Genomic DNA, 15,062 nt, shown 5'->3' on the forward strand with positions numbered 1-15,062 from the left:
CTTTGCAGCCCCGCCCGGCAGCGGGCACTAGGCAAGCGCCCCGTCAGCCGCTACATTGGCCGACTTGCGCCTGCCTTTCAGGCCTACCTGTCACCCCTTATTGAACACACGGAACCTGCAAAACCCCATCATGGACCCTTCCCCTGGCATTACCCTCGCTACACTCTTCGCCGATTTCGGCATGATTCTTTTTGCACTGATCCTGGTACTGCTCAACGGTTTCTTCGTTGCGGCGGAATTTGCCATGGTCAAACTGCGCGCCACCCGCGTCGAGGCCATCGCCCATAAGAACGGCTGGCGCGGGCAGATCCTGCGTACCGTGCACAGCCAGCTCGACGCCTACCTCTCGGCTTGCCAGTTGGGTATCACCCTGGCGTCCCTGGGCCTGGGCTGGGTCGGTGAACCGGCTTTTGCGCACATCCTCGAGCCGATGCTGGGCGCGGTCGGCGTGCAGTCGCCGGAAGTGATCAAGGGCGTGTCGTTCTTTGCCGCCTTCTTCGTGATTTCCTACCTGCACATCGTGGTCGGTGAGTTGGCCCCAAAATCCTGGGCGATTCGCAAACCCGAGTTGCTGTCACTGTGGACGGCCGTGCCGCTGTACCTGTTCTACTGGGCGATGTACCCGGCCATTTACCTGCTCAACGCCAGTGCCAACGCCATCCTCCGTATCGCGGGCCAAGGCGAGCCTGGCCCGCACCATGAGCACCATTACAGCCGCGAAGAACTCAAGCTGATCCTGCACTCCAGCCGTGGCCAGGACCCCAGCGACCAAGGCATGCGCGTCCTCGCCTCCGCCGTGGAAATGGGCGAGCTGGAAGTAGTGGACTGGGCCAACTCCCGGGAAGACCTGGTGACTCTGGACTTCAACGCCCCGCTCAAGGAAATCCTCGCGCTGTTCCGTCGCCATAAATTCAGCCGTTACCCGGTGTATGACGCGGTGCGCAACGAGTTTGTCGGTTTGCTGCACATCAAGGATTTGCTCCTGGAACTGGCGGCCCTGGACCATATCCCCGAATCGTTCAACCTGGCCGAATTGACCCGCCCACTGGAACGCGTATCGCGGCATATGCCGTTGTCGCAACTGCTGGAGCAGTTCCGCAAAGGCGGCGCGCACTTCGCCCTGGTGGAAGAAGCCGACGGCAAGATCATCGGCTACTTGACCATGGAAGACGTGCTGGAAGTGCTGGTGGGCGATATCCAGGACGAACACCGCAAGGCCGAGCGCGGCATCCTCGCCTACCAGCCCGGCAAACTGCTGGTGCGTGGCGACACGCCGTTGTTCAAGGTGGAACGCCTGTTGGGCGTCGACCTGGACCACATCGAAGCCGAAACCCTGGCCGGCCTGATCTACGACACGCTCAAGCGCGTGCCGGAAGAAGAAGAAGTGCTGGAAGTTGAAGGCTTGCGGATCATCATCAAGAAGATGAAAGGGCCGAAGATCGTGTTGGCCAAGGTGCTGTTGCTGGACTGACTGTAGACCAGTCGCCCTCTGTAGGAGCGAGCTTGCTCGCGAAAAACTCACAGGCGCCGCGTTTATTCAGGAAGCACGCGTTATCGTTGGCGTTTTTCGCGAGCAAGCTCGCTCCTACAGGGGATAGGCGTCGCGGTGCTTCACGCACCCGGCACGAAATGCTTCTGCGCCGTGCCACGGGCGATCAGGCGGGATATGTAGTCCAGCTTCTGCGCATCCTGGTCGATAAAGCGGAAAGTCAGTTGCAACCAGTCGCTGTCGGGCTTGGGCTCGTAGGCGACGATGGCGTGCAGGTAGCCGTTGAGCCGTGCGACTTCGGCGTTGTCGCCCTGTTCAAGGTCGAGCACGGCGCTTTCCAGTACTTGTGGCAGGACCTCGCCACGCTTTACCACCAGCAACGCTTCCTTGATGCTCAAGGCCTTGATCACGCATTGCTGGGTGCCACTTGCGAGGCGCAACTGGCCCTGACCGCGACTGCCCGTCGGCGCCGCTGCTGCGGGGGCCTTGGCTGGCGGTGTATTGAGCAGACCTTTGCTGGGCGCCGCCACCGGGGCCGGCTTGACCGCTTCGGGTTTGCCGCCGGTCAGGGCGCTCAGGGAGTCGTTGCCAAAGGCTGAGTTCATCTTGGTCGGCGCGCTGGCAATCAGCGCATCGAGGCGACCGATCTTGTGCAGGGCCTGCTTGACCTTGTTCAGCAACTGCTCGTTGGTGAACGGCTTGCTGACGTAGCCGGAAACCCCCGCCTGAATCGCCTGCACCACGTTTTCCTTGTCGCCACGGCTGGTCACCATCACGAACGGCATGGCCTTCAAGTGCGCTTGCTCGCGGCACCAGGTCAACAGCTCAATGCCGGACATTTCCGGCATTTCCCAGTCACACAGCACCAGGTCGAAGGTTTCGCGCATGAGGATGGATTGCGCCTTTTTGCCATTCACCGCATCTTCGATCTTGATCCCGGGGAAGTAATTACGCAGGCACTTCTTCACCAGGTCGCGAATAAACGAGGCGTCATCCACCACCAACACACTGACTTTACTCATCGACCCTTCATCCTATTAAAACGTCTGCAAAACGCCTGACTGATGGCATTTTGCCAAAACTCGCGGGTCACAGAAGGACTTTATGGCGCCTGCTGTGCAAAAAATTCAGATGCCGCAAACGAAAACGCCCGGCCAGAGGCCGGGCGTTAATTTCTCGGGCAACCTTACTTATCGTCCGATTCGCCCGGAACATTAGGGATTAGATCAGCAGTGCCTTCAACTTCGGCCTTCATGCGCTTGAGGCCCATGTGCCGCACGTCGGTGCCGCGCACCAGATAAATCACCAATTCCGAAATATTGCGCGCGTGGTCGCCGATACGCTCCAGGGAGCGCAGCACCCAGATAATGTTCAAGACCCGCGAGATCGAACGCGGGTCTTCCATCATGTAAGTGGCCAACTCGCGCAGCGCAGTCTTGTATTCGCGGTCGATGATCTTGTCGTACTGTGCCACCGACAACGCCAGTTCGGCGTCAAAGCGGGCGAAGGCGTCGAGGGCATCGCGCACCATGTTGCGCACCTGATCGCCGATATGGCGCACCTCCACGTAGCCACGGGGGGCTTCACCCTCTTCGCACAGCTGGATGGCGCGGCGGGCAATCTTGGTGGCTTCATCGCCAATGCGCTCCAGGTCGATCACCGACTTGGAAATGCTGATGATCAAACGCAGGTCCGAGGCCGCTGGCTGGCGGCGGGCAAGAATGCGCAGGCACTCTTCGTCGATATTGCGTTCCATCTGGTTGATCTGCTCGTCAATCTCACGCACCTGCTGAGCCAGGCCCGAGTCGGCCTCGATCAGCGCGGTGACCGCATCATTGACTTGCTTCTCCACCAGCCCGCCCATCGCCAGGAGGTGGCTGCGCACTTCCTCAAGCTCGGCATTGAACTGCGCGGAGATGTGGTGGGTAAGGCCTTCTTTGCTAATCATGTTGGCGTCCTTGGAGCGTCCGGTAAGGTGCGGAGAACCGCAGCGTCAGTGCAATCAGAACCACAGCTTCCTAGCCGTAGCGACCGGTGATGTAGTCTTCGGTCTGCTTCTTCGCCGGATTGGTGAACAGGGTGTCGGTGTCGCCGAACTCCACCAGCTTGCCCATGTACATGAACGCGGTGTAGTCGGAAACCCGCGCCGCCTGTTGCATGTTGTGGGTCACGATGACGATGGTGAACTTGGACTTGAGCTCGTAGATCAGTTCTTCGACTTTCAGCGTCGAGATCGGGTCGAGTGCCGAGCACGGTTCGTCGAGCAGCAGCACTTCCGGCTCCACGGCGATGGTGCGCGCGATCACCAGACGTTGCTGCTGGCCGCCGGACAGGCCGAGTGCCGATTCGTGCAGGCGGTCCTTGACCTCGTCCCACAGCGCCGCGCCTTTAAGGGCCCACTCAACGGCTTCGTCGAGGATGCGCTTCTTGTTGATGCCCTGGATGCGCAGGCCGTAGACCACGTTTTCGTAGATGGTCTTGGGGAACGGGTTAGGCTTCTGGAACACCATGCCCACGCGGCGACGCAGTTCGGCCACGTCTTCGCCCTTGCGGTAGATATTGGTGCCGTAGAGGTTGATTGCACCTTCTACACGGCAACCGTCCACCAGGTCATTCATGCGGTTGAAGGTACGCAACAACGTGGACTTGCCGCAGCCCGACGGGCCGATGAAGGCGGTCACGCGTTGCTTGGGGATGTTCATGCTGACATCGAACAGTGCCTGCTTGTCGCCGTAGTACAGGCTCAGGCCGGGGACTTCGATGGCCACGGTTTCCTGGGCCAGGCTCAGGCTCTGCTTGTCGCGACCCAGGGCAGACATGTTGATGCCGTGGGATTGGGTTTCGTGTTGCATGGGATGCTCCCTGTGCTACCAATTCATTTCGTTGAACCGCCGGGGCGGCTTACTCAAATTCTGTGCCTGACACCGAGCCCTGTGGGAGCTGGCTTGCCTGCGATACGGGCGGCGCGGTATTGCAGTAAAACCGCGGTGATGCTATCGCAGGCAAGCCAGCTCCCACATTGGATCGCATTAGCTGTCCAGCGCTTTGTATTTTTCGCGCAGGTGGTTACGAATCCACACTGCCGACAGGTTGAGCGTGGCGATCACCAGTACCAGCAGCAAGGCGGTGGCGTACACCAACGGCCGTGCGGCTTCGACGTTGGGGCTCTGGAAGCCGACGTCATAAATATGGAAGCCCAGGTGCATGATCTTCTGGTCCAGGTGCAGGTACGGGTAGTTGCCATCCAGCGGCAGCGACGGCGCCAGCTTCACTACACCCACCAGCATCAGCGGTGCCACCTCACCCGCGGCACGGGCCACGGCGAGGATCATGCCGGTCATCATCGCCGGGCTGGCCATTGGCAGCACGATCTTCCACAACGTTTCCGCCTTGGTCGCGCCGAGCGCCAGGGAGCCTTCACGCACGGTGCGAGGAATCCGCGCCAGGCCTTCTTCGGTGGCCACGATCACCACAGGCACCGCCAGCAGCGCCAGGGTCAGCGAAGCCCAGAGCAACCCCGGCGTACCGAAGGTCGGCGCAGGCAGCGCTTCAGCGAAGAACAAACGGTCTACCGAGCCCCCCAGTACATACACGAAGAAGCCCAGGCCGAACACGCCGTAGACGATGGCCGGTACGCCGGCCAGGTTGTTCACGGCGATGCGGATGATGCGCGTCAAGGTGTTCTGCTTGGCGTATTCACGCAGGTACACCGCGGCCAGTACGCCAAACGGGGTCACGATCATTGCCATGATCAGGGTCATCATCACGGTGCCGAAGATGGCCGGGAAGATCCCGCCTTCGGTGTTGGCTTCCCGTGGGTCATCGCTGAGGAATTCCCAGACCTTGCTGAAGTAGAAGCCGATTTTGGTCATCGTGCCCATGGCGTTCGGCTGGTAGGCGTGCACCACTTTGCCGATGCCGATTTCCACTTCCTTGCCGTTGCCGTCACGCGCCGTCAGGGCGTCGCGGTTGAACTGGGCATGCAGGTCGGCCAGGCGCGCTTCGATGTCCTGGTAGCGGGCGTTCAGCTCGGCGCGGTCGGCGTCCATGTCGGCCTGGGCGGCAGCGTCGAGCTTGCCTTCCAGTTCCAGTTTGCGACCGTGCAGGCGGATGCGCTCCAGCCCTGCGTTGATCGCGCCAATATCGGTTTTTTCCAGGCTCTTGAGCTGAGCGGCCAGCTTGTTCACGCGGTCCACGCGGGCTTGCAGCTCAGGCCACGCGGCCTCGCCTTCGGCAATCACCTTGCCGTCCTGTTTGACGTTGACCAGGGTGCCGTAGAAGTTGCCCCACTCACGACGCTCGATGGCCATCAGGTTCGCAGGCTTGGTCTGGTCCTTCAGCCACTCACCGACAATCCAGGTGAAGTCGTTGCCGTTCAGGTCGCGGTTGCCGACCTTGATCAGCTCACGGGTCATGAATTCCGGGCCCTGGTCGGGCACCGGCAGGCCCGCGCTCTTGAGGCGCTCACGCGGCACTTCTTCTTTCTGCACCACTTCGCCGATCACGATGTGGTTGGCCTGGCCTGGCACGTTGTAGTTGGCCTGGATCAGGTCGGCCGGCCAGAAATGGCCCAGGCCCCGCACCGCAATCACAGCCAGCAAACCAATGGTCATGATGACCGCGATGGACACCGCGCCACCGCTGATCCAGACGCCGGGGGCGCCGCTCTTGAACCATCCATTCAGGGAGTTCTGTTTCACAGACTTCTACCTTTCTTAAAGCGACGAGTATTTCTTGCGCAGACGCTGACGAATCAGCTCGGCGAGGGTGTTCATGATGAAGGTGAACAACAGCAGCACCAGCGCCGAGAGGAACAGCACGCGGTAATGACTGCCGCCCACTTCCGACTCGGGCATCTCCACCGCAACGTTGGCCGCCAGGGTGCGCAGGCCCTCGAACAGGTTCATCTCCATCACCGGGGTGTTACCGGTAGCCATCAGTACGATCATGGTCTCGCCCACGGCGCGGCCCATGCCGATCATCAGCGCCGAGAAGATGCCCGGGCTGGCGGTGAGGATGACCACGCGGGTCATGGTCTGCCACGGCGTGGCGCCCAGGGCCAGGGAACCCAGAGTCAGGCCGCGTGGCACGCTGAACACGGCGTCTTCGGCGATGGAGTAGATGTTCGGGATCACCGCAAAACCCATGGCCAGGCCGACCACCAACGCGTTGCGCTGGTCGTAGGTAATGCCCAGATCGTGGGAGATCCACATGCGCATGTCACCGCCGAAGAACCAGGTTTCCAGGTACGGGCTCATGTACAGCGAGAGCCAGCCCACCAACAGGATCACAGGAATCAGGATCGCGCTTTCCCAACCATCGGGAACGCGCAGGCGGATCGACTCAGGCAAGCGGCTGAAGACAAAGCCGGCGACCAGGATGCCAATCGGCAACAGCATCAACAGGCTGAAAATGCCCGGCAGGTGCCCTTCCACATACGGCGCCAGGAACAGGCCGGCGAAGAATCCGAGGATCACCGTCGGCATGGCTTCCATCAGCTCGATCACCGGCTTGACCTTGCGGCGCAGGCTCGGCGCCATGAAGTAAGCGGTGTAGATCGCTGCAGCAACCGCCAGTGGCGCCGCCAGCAACATGGCGTAGAACGCGGCCTTCAAGGTACCGAAGGTCAGCGGGGCCAGGCTCATCTTGGGTTCGAAGTCAGTGTTGGCGGCCGTGGATTGCCAGACGTATTTAGGCTCGTCGTAGTTCTCGTACCAGACCTTGCTCCACAACGCGCTCCACGACACTTCCGGATGCGGGTTGTCGAGCAACAACGGTTGCAGCTTGCCACCCGCCTCGACAATCACACGGTTGGCCCGTGGCGACATGCCGAACAGACCCTGGCCGTCGACCACCGGGTCCACCAGCAAGGTGCGGTGGGCAGTGCTGTGGAACACGCCGAACTGGCCAGCAGCATCCAGGGCGGTGAAGCCTTTGCGGCGCTCTTCAGCGCTGATTTCGACGATGGGCGCGGTGCCCATCTGGAAGGTGCGGATCTGCTTCAGGCGCTGTTCGCCATCGGGGTCGCGGGCCATGAACCACTGGGCCAGGCCGCCTTTGGAGTTACCTAGGATCAGCGAGATACCGCCGACCAACTGGGTGCTGGCGGTGATTTCCGTGTCGGCGTCTTCCAACAGTTTGTAGCGACCGTTGAGGCTCTTGTCGCGCAGGCTGAACACGTCGGCCAGGGCACGACCGTTGATCACATACAACCACTGCTGGCGTGGGTCGATGAAGATCGCCTTCACCGGCTCGGTCATCTGCGGCAGCTCGACGCGCTTCTGCTCGCTGGTGACCTCACCGGTCATCATGTTTTCTTCACGGCTCAGGGTCAGCACGTTCAAGTGCGAACCGGCGGAACCTGCCACCACCAGGGAGGTATCGGTGGCGTTGAGCGCAACGTGTTCCAAGGGACGACCGGTGTCATCCAGCACGATCGGCGTTTCGCCGTAGGGGTACTCGATCGCTGGGGTGATGGTTTTCTTGCCGTCCGGGTACGACACCTTATAGGTGTGGCGAAACACCAAAGACTGGCCATTGGACAAGCCGAGAATCACCAGCGGGCTGCCCGGCTGATCTTCACCAATGGAAGCAACGCTGGTACCGGCCGGAATCGGCAGGTCGACACGCTTGAGCTCGGCACCGGTGTCCACGGCAAAGAACAGCGCCTGGCCCTTGTCGGAAACCCGCATGGCGACCTGGTTCTGTTCTTCGAGGGAGATCATCAACGGCTTGCCGGCGTCCTGCATCCAAGCGGGCGTCAACGCGTCTTCCTTGGTCAACGAGGCGCCCTGGAACAATGGCGCAACCACATAGGCGAGGAAGAAGAAGATCAGGGTAATGGCGGCCAGCACGGCGAGGCCGCCGACCAGCACATACCAACGGGTGAAGCGATCCTTGAGCGCGCGGATGCGGCGCTTGCGTTGCAGCTCAGGCGTATTGAAATCAATGCGCTTGGGAGGGGAAGTCGTCGTCATGGTGGAATTGGCCAGATCATTCATGCGCACACCCTAGCGATCCTGTATGACAGAAAGATGACAGTGCAGTGACGCAACAAATCCGCCGCGAAGCAGGGCTGGCAGCGGATAAAAATTAGGGATGCAGACTGCTTATGTGGGAGCGGGCTTGCCCGCGATGCCATCAACACGATTTCAACGCTAAACCGCGTCGCCAGCATCGCGGGCAAGCCCGCTCCCACAGAAAAGCATGCGTCTACATCAGGTATCGCAGGCTTAGTTGCCTTCTTTCAGACCCAGGTCAGCCAGGGCCTTGGCGGCGACTTTGGCTGGCAGCGGGATGTAGCCGTCTTTGACCACCACTTCCTGGCCCTGCTTGGACAGCACCAGTTTCACGAACTCAGCTTCCAGCGGCGCCAGTGGCTTGTTCGGGGCTTTGTTGACATACACGTAGAGGAAACGCGACAGCGGATACTTGCCGTTCAGGGCGTTTTCTTCGGAGTCTTCGATGTAGTCAGTGCTGCCTTTCTTGGCCAATGGCACGGTCTTCACGCTGGCGGTCTTGTAGCCGATGCCCGAGTAACCGATGCCGTTCAGCGAGGAGCTGATCGACTGCACGACCGAAGCCGAGCCCGGTTGTTCGTTCACGTTTGGCTTGTAGTCGCCTTTGCACAGGGCTTCTTCCTTGAAGTAGCCGTAGGTGCCGGATACCGAGTTACGCCCGAACAGTTGCACTGGCTTGTTGGCCAGGTCGCCGGTCACGCCCAGGTCACCCCAGGTTTTCACATCGGCTTTGGCGCCGCACAGACGCGTCGAGGAGAAGATCGCATCGACCTGTTCCATGGTCAGGTGCTGGATCGGGTTGTCCTTGTGCACAAATACCGCCAGGGCATCCACGGCAACCGGGATAGCGGTTGGCTTGTAGCCATACTTCTGCTCGAAGGCCGCCAGTTCGGTGTCCTTCATCTTGCGGCTCATCGGGCCCAGGTTGGAGGTGCCTTCAGTCAGCGCAGGTGGCGCAGTAGCGGAGCCAGCAGCTTGAATCTGGATGTTGACGTTCGGGTATTCCTTTTTATAACCCTCGGCCCACAGGGTCATCAGGTTAGCCAAGGTATCGGAGCCGACGCTGGACAGGTTGCCCGACACACCAGTGGTCTTGACGTAAGCCGGGATTGCCGGATCGACACCAGCGGCCACCGCGTTGGCGGTCGCAACGCCAGCAGCGACAAAAGTCATTGCCGCCATCAAACGTTTCAGTTTCATGCCTTGCTCCTAGCAGATAGGGATAATTGGATCGGGGCCAAGTATCGGCAGGCCGTGTGAACACTCTATGTCTGAAATATGACAATTAGATGAAAGGCCACTATCTGAATGTGCAGGCTTCAGCGGCCGCGTTTCCACAGATACCCGCCCACCAGCATCCCCATCACACACAGGACGGCCACATAGTAAGCCGGGCCCATCGGGCTCTCCTTCATCAGCAGCGACACCGCCAATGGCGTCAACCCGCCGAACACGGCATAAGCAACGTTGTAGGAAAACGACAGACCGCTGAAGCGCACCACCGGCGGGAAGGCTTTGACCATCACGTAGGGCACCACGCCGATGGTACCGACAAACAGACCCGTCAAGGCATACAACGGGAACAGCCAGTCGGGGTGGGCCATCAGGCTGTGATACAGCGTCCAGGAAGTCGCCAGCAGCAGTGCGCAACCTGTGACCAGCACGCGACCGGCGCCAAAACGGTCGGCCAGCGCACCCGAGGCGATGCAACCCAGGCTCAGGGTCACGATGGCCAGACTATTGGCTTGCAGCGCAACCGTAGGGCTGAAGTGGTAGATGGTTTGCAGCACGGTCGGGGTCATCAGGATGACTACCACCACGCCGGCCGACAATAGCCAGGTCAGCAGCATCGACAGCACAATGGCGCCACGGTGATCGCGCAACACGGCGCGCAACGGCAGTTCAGCGGCCAGGCTCTTGCGTTGCTGCATCTCGGCGAAGATCGGGGTTTCATGCAGCCAACGACGCAGGTACACCGACAGCAGGCCGAATACGCCGCCGAGCAGGAAAGGAATCCGCCAGGCGTAATCAGAGACCTGTTCCGGTGTATAGGCGCTATTGATGGCGGTAGCCACCAACGAGCCCAGCAGAATACCGGCGGTGAGGCCGCTGGTCAGGGTGCCGCAGGCGTAGCCGATGTGGCGCGGCGGGACGTGCTCGGAGACGAACACCCAGGCGCCCGGTACTTCGCCGCCGATCGCCGCGCCCTGGATGATGCGCATCAGTAGCAACAGGACCGGCGCCCACAGGCCGATCTGCGCGTAGGTGGGCAGCAGCCCCATGATCAGGGTGGGTACGGCCATCATGAAGATGCTCAGGGTGAACATCTTCTTGCGCCCCAGCAGGTCACCAAAGTGCGCCATGATGATGCCGCCCAAGGGGCGCGCCAGGTAGCCGGCGGCGAAGATGCCGAAGGTCTGCATCATGCGCAGCCATTCGGGCATGTCCACAGGGAAGAACAGTTTCCCGACCACGGTGGCGAAAAACACAAAGATGATGAAGTCGTAGAACTCCAGCGCTCCACCCAGGGCAGACAGCGACAGGGTTTTGTAGTCGTTGCGGGTCAGCGGGCGCGAGGGTTGCGCACTGCTTGCGGGCACGGAGGACATGGCAAGGCTTCTCTTATAGTAATCATCGTAAAGGACTGCACGCCCGTGACTTGCGGCGGGTTTGGCAAGATAGCAAATCGCCCGAAAAAGCACAGCGCCAGGAGCACAGTTGCGCGCAAAAGCCCCGATACAGCATCTATTTACCGACCAAATGAGCGTCGGGAGGTCGTCGTGGCGCCAGGGTCTCGATATACTCGCCGGTGCAAGCGCCAGACCCGCTGTCTTGAGGGGCTGCTGTGCCAAAACGTTGTTGGGTGCCGTCCAGCCGGTTTGGCAGAGTTTCCCTTTAGTTCGCCTTACGAGAAACGCATCGAGCGGTGTATGTTGGTGCTGAAACGTTTTTCTGAGAAGACGGCTATCCACTTGAAATACCCATGAAGCGTCACGGGTCAGAGGCACCCTCGGCATGATCGAACTCGAACAAGAAGATCCTATCCCGCAAGGCGATCTCGCCCTGCAAATCACCGCGCTCCCGCGTGAAACCAACGGTTTTGGCGATATCTTCGGCGGCTGGCTGGTCGCGCAGATGGACCTCGCCGGCACGGCAATGGCCAGCAAGGTCGCCGGTGGGCGCGTGGCCACCGTGGCCATTGATCGCATGGCGTTTCTGGTGCCGGTGGCCGTGGGTGCGCAGCTTTCCTTCTATACCCAGGCCCTGGAAATCGGCCGCAGTTCGATCCAGATGATGGTCGAAGTGTGGAGCGACGATCCGTTGTCCAGCGAATGGCGCAAGGTGACCGAAGCCGTATTCGTGTTCGTCGCCATCGATGGCAGCGGCCGCACGCGCTCGGTACCGTCACGGGCGCGTTAAACCTCGCCGGGTTTTAACGGTCAATTGCCCCATTGCCTGCCACTAAGAGAGCTTTGTCATGCCTACGCCCCACGTTGAGACGGTAAAAATCGACGAGCTGGACTGCTGGCGCATCCGCCACAACGGCGCCGAGCTGATGGTGGCCCAACAGGGTGCGCATATCTTCAGTTACCAGCGCGAGGGCGAACAGCCGCTGATCTGGCCGAACCCTGAGGCAGTGTTCAAGCAGGGCAAAGGCATTCGTACCGGCGTACCGGTGTGCTGGCCGTGGTTCGGGGTGTTCGACCGCAACCCGCAAAGCGTCAAAGCCATGCGCCAGAGTGATCAGCCTGCCGGCGCCCACGGTTTTGTGCGCACCGCCCGCTGGGAACTGGCCACCACCGAACTCGACGGCCAGACGCTGCGAGTGGACTTGGTATTGCCGGTGCCGGCTGGCGGCTTTCCAGGCTGGCCCCATCAGGTAGACCTGACGCTGAGCCTGCTGTTGGATGACCAACTGCACATCCGCCTGACCAGCCACAACCGCGGCGCCGACACCGTGACCCTCAGCCAGGCATTGCACACCTACTTCGCCGTGAGCGATGTGCGCAAAGTGCAGGTCGAGGGGCTGGATGGCGTGGCCTACATCGATACCGCCGACGGGTGGACCGAGAAACAGCAAGCCGGGCTGCTGCACTTCAGCGCCGAAACAGACCGCATTTACCTGAATACGCCGGCCCAGTTGACCATCGTCGATAGCGATTGGCAGCGCCGTATCCAGCTCACCAGCGAAGGCTCGAAATCCACCGTGGTCTGGAACCCCTGGACCGAACGCGCCAAGGCTTTCGACGATATGGCCGATGACGGCTGGCAGAGTATGTTGTGCATCGAGACGGCCAACGTGCTGGACGATGTTGTGAACCTGGCGCCCGGCGAAAGCCACACTCTAGGCGTGAGCATCACGGCACTGGCCTTGTAAACCCAATCAAATGTGGGAGCCGGCTTGCCTGCGATGCAGGCAACTGGGTGTATCAGGAACACCGAGGCGTTGCTATCGCAGGCAAGCCAGCTCCCACAGATTATGCTCTGAGCTTTAGAGATCAGACTCCTTCACCACCCGCACCTTCCCCGCCTCCAGCGCATACGCGGCATCTGCCAAGTCGTTATTGACCGTCTCCACCTTCAGCGTGCCCCTGACCCACAGCGGCGTGTAGATATCATCCAGCTTCAACCCCTTGGGATAGCGCACCAGCACGAGTTGATTAGGCGGCGGTGGCGGCACGTGTATGCAGGCGCCCGGGTAAGGCACGAGGAAGAACAATGTGCTGCGGCCCTTGGCGTCCGTTTCAAGCGGCACCGGATAGCCGCCAATGCGGATATTCTTGCCGTTCATGGCCGCTACGGTCTTGGTGGAATACATCACCGCAGGCAGGCCCTTGCTCTGCTTCAAGCCACCCTTTTCGGTGAACGTGCCTTGAGCTTCGGGGGAGTTGTGGTCGATCTCGGGCATGGCTTCGAGAGCTTTCTGATCCGACAGCGGCATCAGGTCGAGCCAGTCGGTTTCCGGCAGTTCGCCAGCGTGCGCCAGGCCAGAGCCCAGCAGAAGAAGCGTTAACAGAAGACGGCGCATGGAGAGGCTCGGCAAATACAAGTGCCGAGCATTCTAGCCCTCTGCGCCTGCGCAGCGCAGAGGACTTTGTCGGCTGATTACTTCTTTTTGATCAGGCCGTAGATCACCAGCAACACGATGGCACCCACCAGCGCGCCGATGAAACCTGCGCCCTGGCCTGCCTGGTAGATCCCCAGGGCCTGACCGCCGTAGGTCGCGGCCAGGGAACCGGCGATACCCAGCAGGATGGTCATGATCCAGCCCATGCTGTCGTCGCCAGGCTTGAGGAAGCGCGCCAGCAGGCCGACGATCAAGCCGATAAAGATGGTTCCGATGATACCCATGGCATTTCCCTCTGATTGGTATGAGTCATGCCAAAGCCTAGTCAGGCTTTGGCATCCTGCAATCAGAGAGACGCAGAACCCCAATGGTTCCCGCCGTAGCCAGGCTTATTGTTCGGCGATCAGTGCTTCAACCTTGAGGATCTGCGCCTGCAGCGTCGCACGGTCCTTGCAACGCAGGTTGGCGTGGCCGACCTTGCGCCCGGCCTTGAAGGCCTTGCCGTAGTGATGCACGTGACAATCGTCGATCGCCATCACACGCTCCACCGGCGGTACAGAGCCGATGAAGTTGAGCATGGCGCTCTCGCCGACCTTGGCCGTGGAGCCCAACGGCAAGCCCGCCACCGCCCGCAGGTGGTTTTCGAACTGGCTGCACTCGGCGCCTTCGGTGGTCCAGTGCCCGGAGTTGTGCACACGCGGGGCGATTTCGTTGGCCTTGAGGCCACCGTCGACCTCAAAGAACTCGAACGCCATCACGCCAACATAATCCAGTTGCTTGAGGACGCGGCTGGAATAATCTTCGGCCAGGGCCTGCAACGGGTGGTCGGTGCTGGCCACGGAGAGCTTGAGAATGCCGCTGTCGTGGGTGTTGTGCACCAACGGGTAAAAGCGGGTTTCGCCATCACGGGCGCGTACGGCAATCAGCGAGACTTCGCCAGTGAACGGCACGAAGCCTTCCAGCAGGCAGGCAACGCTGCCCAGCTCGGCAAAAGTGCCGACCACATCGGCCGCGGTGCGCAGGACTTTCTGGCCCTTGCCGTCGTAGCCCAGGGTGCGGGTTTTCAACACCGCCGGCAGGCCGATGCTGGCGACCGCCGCGTCCAGGTCCGCCTGGGACTGGATATCGGCGAAGGCCGGGGTCGGAATGCCCAGGTCCTTGAACATGCTCTTTTCGAACCAGCGGTCGCGAGCGATGCGCAAGGCTTCGGCGCTCGGGTACACCGGCACGAACTGCGACAGGAAGGCCACGGTTTCGGCCGGGACGCTTTCGAATTCGAAGGTCACAAGGTCAACTTCATCGGCCAGTTGGCGCAGGTGGTCCGGGTCGCTGTAGTCAGCGCGCAGGTGTTCACCCAGAGCTGCAGCGCAGGCGTCCGGCGCCGGGTCCAGGAAAGCGAAGTTCATCCCCAGCGGCGTACCCGCCAAAGCCAGCATGCGGCCCAGTTGGCCGCCACCGATTACACCGATTTTCATCGTCAACAACC

Annotated in this window: 13 protein-coding genes; 3 read left to right on the forward strand and 10 right to left on the reverse strand. The window is 60.9% G+C overall.

Annotated features, from left to right (window positions below; genetic code table 11):
• Positions 1-130: 130 nt before the first annotated feature.
• Complete coding sequence (locus tag ACP7CZ_RS14490) at positions 131-1,471, forward strand: hemolysin family protein (RefSeq protein WP_003195620.1); 1,341 nt, start codon at positions 131-133, stop codon at positions 1,469-1,471.
• Positions 1,472-1,611: 140 nt separating this feature from the next.
• On the opposite strand, the gene ACP7CZ_RS14495 is transcribed toward ACP7CZ_RS14490, so the two are convergent.
• The 7 genes from ACP7CZ_RS14495 to ACP7CZ_RS14525 all read right to left on the reverse strand — a co-directional run bounded on the left by ACP7CZ_RS14495 (position 1,612) and on the right by ACP7CZ_RS14525 (position 11,117).
• Positions 1,612-2,511: a response regulator gene (locus ACP7CZ_RS14495; RefSeq protein ID WP_034129124.1), complete on the reverse strand. Its 900-nt coding sequence runs from the start codon at positions 2,509-2,511 to the stop codon at positions 1,612-1,614.
• A gap of 164 nt (positions 2,512-2,675) precedes the next feature.
• Entirely contained in the window at positions 2,676-3,437 is a 762-nt protein-coding gene (gene phoU / locus ACP7CZ_RS14500; RefSeq protein WP_034129125.1) for a phosphate signaling complex protein PhoU, read from the reverse strand.
• 70 nt (positions 3,438-3,507) lie between these two features.
• On the reverse strand, positions 3,508-4,341 hold the full coding sequence (gene pstB / locus ACP7CZ_RS14505; RefSeq protein WP_003195626.1) for a phosphate ABC transporter ATP-binding protein PstB: 834 nt from the start codon (positions 4,339-4,341) through the stop codon (positions 3,508-3,510).
• A gap of 177 nt (positions 4,342-4,518) precedes the next feature.
• Positions 4,519-6,189 (reverse strand): phosphate ABC transporter permease PstA, encoded by a 1,671-nt coding sequence (gene pstA, locus ACP7CZ_RS14510; protein WP_034129126.1) that lies wholly within the window; start codon positions 6,187-6,189, stop codon positions 4,519-4,521.
• A gap of 15 nt (positions 6,190-6,204) precedes the next feature.
• Positions 6,205-8,238 carry an ABC transporter permease subunit gene (locus ACP7CZ_RS14515; protein WP_169918798.1) on the reverse strand — a complete coding sequence of 678 codons (2,034 nt, stop codon included), beginning with the start codon at positions 8,236-8,238 and terminating at the stop codon, positions 6,205-6,207.
• Positions 8,239-8,721: 483 nt separating this feature from the next.
• The gene (locus tag ACP7CZ_RS14520) at positions 8,722-9,708 is read right to left on the reverse strand and encodes a phosphate ABC transporter substrate-binding protein PstS (RefSeq protein ID WP_003195633.1); all 987 of its coding nucleotides are present in this window, start codon (positions 9,706-9,708) and stop codon (positions 8,722-8,724) included.
• A 119-nt stretch (positions 9,709-9,827) separates the two neighbouring features.
• The gene (locus ACP7CZ_RS14525) at positions 9,828-11,117 is read right to left on the reverse strand and encodes an MFS transporter (RefSeq protein WP_034129128.1); all 1,290 of its coding nucleotides are present in this window, start codon (positions 11,115-11,117) and stop codon (positions 9,828-9,830) included.
• A 406-nt stretch (positions 11,118-11,523) separates the two neighbouring features.
• Here ACP7CZ_RS14525 and ACP7CZ_RS14530 point away from each other — a divergent pair, with 406 nt between their 5' ends.
• Entirely contained in the window at positions 11,524-11,928 is a 405-nt protein-coding gene (locus ACP7CZ_RS14530; RefSeq protein WP_003176975.1) for an acyl-CoA thioesterase, read from the forward strand.
• 58 nt (positions 11,929-11,986) lie between these two features.
• Positions 11,987-12,886 carry a D-hexose-6-phosphate mutarotase gene (locus ACP7CZ_RS14535; protein WP_054896062.1) on the forward strand — a complete coding sequence of 300 codons (900 nt, stop codon included), beginning with the start codon at positions 11,987-11,989 and terminating at the stop codon, positions 12,884-12,886.
• Positions 12,887-13,000: 114 nt separating this feature from the next.
• Here ACP7CZ_RS14535 and ACP7CZ_RS14540 read toward each other — a convergent pair whose 3' ends face one another.
• The 3 genes from ACP7CZ_RS14540 to ACP7CZ_RS14550 all read right to left on the reverse strand — a co-directional run bounded on the left by ACP7CZ_RS14540 (position 13,001) and on the right by ACP7CZ_RS14550 (position 15,051).
• Positions 13,001-13,537 carry a DUF3299 domain-containing protein gene (locus tag ACP7CZ_RS14540; RefSeq protein WP_294188471.1) on the reverse strand — a complete coding sequence of 179 codons (537 nt, stop codon included), beginning with the start codon at positions 13,535-13,537 and terminating at the stop codon, positions 13,001-13,003.
• Between the two features lie 77 nt (positions 13,538-13,614).
• A complete protein-coding gene (locus ACP7CZ_RS14545) occupies positions 13,615-13,860 on the reverse strand; it encodes a GlsB/YeaQ/YmgE family stress response membrane protein (protein ID WP_005792540.1) in 246 nt (81 codons plus the stop codon).
• A gap of 105 nt (positions 13,861-13,965) precedes the next feature.
• Positions 13,966-15,051: a 5-(carboxyamino)imidazole ribonucleotide synthase gene (locus ACP7CZ_RS14550; protein WP_054896064.1), complete on the reverse strand. Its 1,086-nt coding sequence runs from the start codon at positions 15,049-15,051 to the stop codon at positions 13,966-13,968.
• Positions 15,052-15,062 lie beyond the last annotated feature (11 nt).

The sequence above is a fragment of the Pseudomonas sp. DWP2-2 genome, from assembly GCF_049897065.1.
Classification (GTDB): domain Bacteria; phylum Pseudomonadota; class Gammaproteobacteria; order Pseudomonadales; family Pseudomonadaceae; genus Aquipseudomonas; species Aquipseudomonas paracarnis.

Bases quoted from the DNA above. Each gene is read 5' to 3' on its own strand.
- ACP7CZ_RS14550 (WP_054896064.1), bottom strand. From the start codon at position 15,051: ATGAAAATCGGTGTAATCGGTGGCGGCCAACTGGGCCGCATGCTGGCT.
- ACP7CZ_RS14530 (WP_003176975.1), top strand. From the start codon at position 11,524: ATGATCGAACTCGAACAAGAAGATCCTATCCCGCAAGGCGATCTCGCC.
- ACP7CZ_RS14525 (WP_034129128.1), bottom strand. From the start codon at position 11,117: ATGTCCTCCGTGCCCGCAAGCAGTGCGCAACCCTCGCGCCCGCTGACC.
- phoU (WP_034129125.1), bottom strand. From the start codon at position 3,437: ATGATTAGCAAAGAAGGCCTTACCCACCACATCTCCGCGCAGTTCAAT.
- ACP7CZ_RS14535 (WP_054896062.1), top strand. From the start codon at position 11,987: ATGCCTACGCCCCACGTTGAGACGGTAAAAATCGACGAGCTGGACTGC.
- ACP7CZ_RS14520 (WP_003195633.1), bottom strand. From the start codon at position 9,708: ATGAAACTGAAACGTTTGATGGCGGCAATGACTTTTGTCGCTGCTGGC.
- ACP7CZ_RS14490 (WP_003195620.1), top strand. From the start codon at position 131: ATGGACCCTTCCCCTGGCATTACCCTCGCTACACTCTTCGCCGATTTC.
- pstB (WP_003195626.1), bottom strand. From the start codon at position 4,341: ATGCAACACGAAACCCAATCCCACGGCATCAACATGTCTGCCCTGGGT.
- ACP7CZ_RS14540 (WP_294188471.1), bottom strand. From the start codon at position 13,537: ATGCGCCGTCTTCTGTTAACGCTTCTTCTGCTGGGCTCTGGCCTGGCG.
- ACP7CZ_RS14515 (WP_169918798.1), bottom strand. From the start codon at position 8,238: ATGCAGGACGCCGGCAAGCCGTTGATGATCTCCCTCGAAGAACAGAAC.
- ACP7CZ_RS14495 (WP_034129124.1), bottom strand. From the start codon at position 2,511: ATGAGTAAAGTCAGTGTGTTGGTGGTGGATGACGCCTCGTTTATTCGC.
- ACP7CZ_RS14545 (WP_005792540.1), bottom strand. From the start codon at position 13,860: ATGGGTATCATCGGAACCATCTTTATCGGCTTGATCGTCGGCCTGCTG.